3 protein-coding genes are annotated in these 3,714 nt (G+C 64.7%); all 3 read right to left on the reverse strand.

Annotated elements, in window-relative coordinates; all coding sequences use genetic code 11:
- Nucleotides 1–616, reverse strand: a 616-nt coding sequence (locus tag QZY06_RS08255; RefSeq protein WP_295682719.1) for a winged helix-turn-helix domain-containing protein, incomplete at its 3' end; no start/stop codon positions are given.
- A 127-nt stretch (nucleotides 617–743) separates the two neighbouring features.
- Nucleotides 744–1,028, reverse strand: coding sequence for a hypothetical protein (locus tag QZY06_RS08260; RefSeq protein WP_295682721.1), 285 nt, complete (start codon nucleotides 1,026–1,028; stop codon nucleotides 744–746).
- 371 nt (nucleotides 1,029–1,399) lie between these two features.
- Nucleotides 1,400–3,714: protein kinase (locus QZY06_RS08265; protein ID WP_295682724.1), on the reverse strand; the 2,315-nt coding region annotated here is incomplete at its 5' end.

The following is a 3,714-nucleotide window of genomic DNA, read 5'->3' on the forward strand; positions in this document are numbered from 1 at the left end:
TGAGTGCCGTGAGCGCCAGCCGATCCCGCGCGAACTTGAAGACGCGGTTTTCGCGCGTCGATGAGGCCATGCCCAGCCAGACGTCGCCGCCGCCGCCGGCGCCCAGCCGCTTTCGCAGAACCCAGCCCACGCGTGACGGCAGGGGATCACCGTCCTTGAAATCGAGCGCCGGCTCGGGTGCCGGCAGGCTGGCGATACGGGCGTCCTCGCGCAGCACTTCGGCCATGAAGCGGTAGCCGTAGCCGTAGACGGCCTTGATCAGCGTCTGCGACTGCTCGTCGCCAAGTGCCATGCGCAGCTTGCCCATGGCATTGGTCAGGCTGGAGTCGGAAACGATACGGCCGGGCCAGACCGCCTCGAACAATTCCTCCTTGGTGATGACTTCGCCCGGGTTGCGGACGAAATGCATCAGGATCTCGGTCGGTTTGCGTGGCAACTCGATCAACACGCCACCGACGCTGACCTCCATCGTCCGCTCGTCGAGCACGACCTCGCCAAAACGCCAGCGTGGAGCGTCTTCTTTCCCTGCCCGCCTTGACTCGGTTTTCTGGCCCACGCGCTCGCTGCAGTGAAGGACGGGCGCGGGATCATCGAACGCGCTTGCGGCTGCGGTCAATGGTGGCCGGGCTGGGTGTCGAGGGTCCCTGCAGATAGGCTCAAGCGAACCGGAATCGACAGGTGCCGCACCACAGAAAAAGCCCGTCGGCAGGCCGACGGGCTTTTGAGGGCAGCTCGCGCGGGATTTATTCCGGCAGCGTCACGGCGACGACGGTGCCGGCTTCGATACCGGTGGTGGTGGTGCCATTCAGGACGAGGCCGTTCTGCTCCAAGCCATTCAGGACAATGCCATTCAGGACAATGCCGTTCAGGACGATGCCGTTCTGCTTCAAGCCATTCAGGACAATGCCATTCAGCACGAGGCCGTTCTGTTTCAAGCCATTGAGCTGCATGCCAGCCTCAGCGGAAACGGAAGTGAAGGCGGCGGCGGCGAGGCAGAGGGCGGCGGCGAGGGTCTTGAAGGTCTTCATGGTGAGGCTCCGGTAGGGTGTTGCGAGAGTGTTTCGAGAGAGGTTCAGTGCCGGTGCTGCCCGGCGACGAAACGAACTTTGAGCGCGACCCGCCGCAACAACCTGTCATCCGCTAAACATCATTTAAACATCTCATACACCGTTTCTGATTTCATATGAATCAATGAGTTGCCATCATTTTTCAACTGCTGGGAGCCGGCCAGATCCGGTTCCGGGCGAGGTTTTCGCCGTTTGAAGTTCCCGTGAACACGGAATTCCCTGCGGTGTGTGCAGGTCGGTTCAAGCGAAGTGGAACCGACAGCGCGCTTTCGGCGATTGATCGGACCGTGCTTGTCGGCTCCGCCCGCAGAAGGAGGCAGGCCCGAGCCGTCCTACTTCAGCAGCGCTTCGGCCTGCCGAGTTCGTGGGTCGTCCGGCCCGAGGGCGGCGAGCAGGACGGCATGGCCGGATTTCAGCAGCGGGCCGGCTTCGTCCTGGTTTCCCCGGTCGTGCAGAAACTGGCCAAGCAGGAACTCGTCCCAGCCCAGCAGCCACTCACCTCGCGTCATCGCGGCCCGGGCCTCGTCGAGGTTCTGCCGCAACAGGCGTTCGGCAGTGGCGTCGTCCTTCAGCAATTGGCTGATCTGAGCCAGTTGTTCACGCAGCCGCAGGGTTTCGTAGCCGGTGGGCTTCTGCTGCGGCTCGATCCTAGCCAGCGCGTCACTGATAACCGTCTGCGCTTCGAGCAGGCGATCAAGTTGAATCAGCGTATCCGCAAGGTCGGTCACGACCGGTCGGTAATCCTGGGCGCGCAGGGCGTCTCCCTTCTTAAGCCACAGTGCCTGCACGTCCCGTTGTTCAGCGAGCGCTGCCTCCTTATGACCCAGCAGGAAGTTGGCGCGGCTGCGGCGTCGCCGGCCGATCAGGCAAACCCGATGCTCGGGGCCGTAAATCCGCAGGTCTCGGACGAGGTATTTGTCGATTTGTGGCAGCGCTTCTTCCGCCAGACCGACTCCCAGCATTGCGGTGAGGAGTACGCCATCACTCTGCGTCATCCACAGGCTGTCCTCGCCGTAGATTCGGCGCAGTCCTTCGTTCGCCGTGCGCAGCACCGGCAGTGATTCGGCGTGCCGCTCGACATGACCCAGCATGATCCCCCGGTAGAGCAGCAGGCGCAGGGTGGCCAGACTGTCGGGACCGAAGCGCGCCAAGGCATCGCGATAGAGACGCTCGATGGTCGGGTCGCAGCGGTTGACGAAAATCGAGAAATAGCCGGCACTGCATTGCAGGGTTGCGACCAATCCCGCCGCATCGGCCGCGATTTCCGGATGCGGGGTGCCCGCAGCCTGCTCGACGTCGGCGATCCTTTGCGACCATTTCATCAGGTTGGGTACGTCGAGCTGGTTGACATACATATCGCGCAAGGCGGTCCTTGCCGCCTGGGTTTCATCGGCAGCCTCGCCTTGCTGGGCCGACAACTCCTTCTCGGCGATGGTCAGCAGCCGCAGCGCCGGCTCGCTATCGCCCATGGCGGCATAGGCGCTGCCGATAACGCGCGCCAGGGTGGCGTGCACGGCGGGCTGTTCCTTGAACTGCTGATCGAGTTGCTGCTGTGCCCGGTCGAGCACTTCGCGCATCGTCACATCGCGGCGGCCGGCGATGACCGGGTTGGCGGCGCTGAGCAGATCGTCGGTCATGAACGCGGTGACGGCGTTGGCGCGCCGGGCTTCGCTGCGTGCCTGGGTCAGGAAATATCCGGTGATGGCGAGGCCGAGCACCAGACTGGCAGCCAGAGCCAGCAGCAGACCCCGGCGGGCGCTGGCGCGATCAAGTGCGATCTTGATTCTTGCCGCCTCGGCAGCAGCGGCCTGCGCCTGCGCCCGCGCATCGCGACGCGCCGGCAAGCTGCGCAGGCGTTGGGCGAGGGCGGCGGCATCGGCCAGCCGATGCTGCGGATCGCCAGCGGCGGCGGCGCCGATATCCTCGATCAGCAGGGGATCGTCGATGCGCCGCTCCCAGCCCGCCGACAACGGTCGGCGCAGATCGCCGACCACCAGCTGATACAGAACCACGCCGAGCGCATAGACGTCCGAGCGGATGGTCGGCGGGCTGCCGTCGAGCAGTTCCGGCGCCAGGTACTGCGGCGTGCCGCTGCTGGCGTCGACGAGGGTCTGGGTGAAGCCGAGCTGGGCGATATCCAGTGAGTGCAGGCGGTCGCGATCGATCAGGCGGGCGCTACCGAAATCGGAGAGTTTGACTTGCAGTTTGTCGGTGCCGCTGCCGGCATGCAGCAGCAGATTGGAAGGCTTCAGATCCTTGTGCAACACGCCAACCGAATGCGCGGCGGCCAGGGCATCGGCGGCTTGTGCCAGCAGTTCCAGGCGCTGATCCGGCGGCATGGTGCCGATGCCGTGGGTATCGGCCCAATCGCTGAGACTGCCCTGGTTGCACCAATCGGTGGCGATGAAATACGGCGCCTCGTCGAGATTCCAGTCGAGCACTCGCACCAGATCCGGCCGCTCGCCCAGGCTTTGGCGCATCAGCTGCGACAGGGTGATCTCGCGCTTGAGTGCCGTGAGCGCCAGCCGATCCCGCGCGAACTTGAAGACGCGGTTTTCGCGCGTCGATGAGGCCATGCCCAGCCAGACGTCGCCGCCGCCGCCGGCGCCCAGCCGCTTTCGCAGAACCCAGCCCACGCGTGACGGCA

Source organism: uncultured Nevskia sp., assembly GCF_903885465.1.
Lineage (GTDB): Bacteria > Pseudomonadota > Gammaproteobacteria > Nevskiales > Nevskiaceae > Nevskia.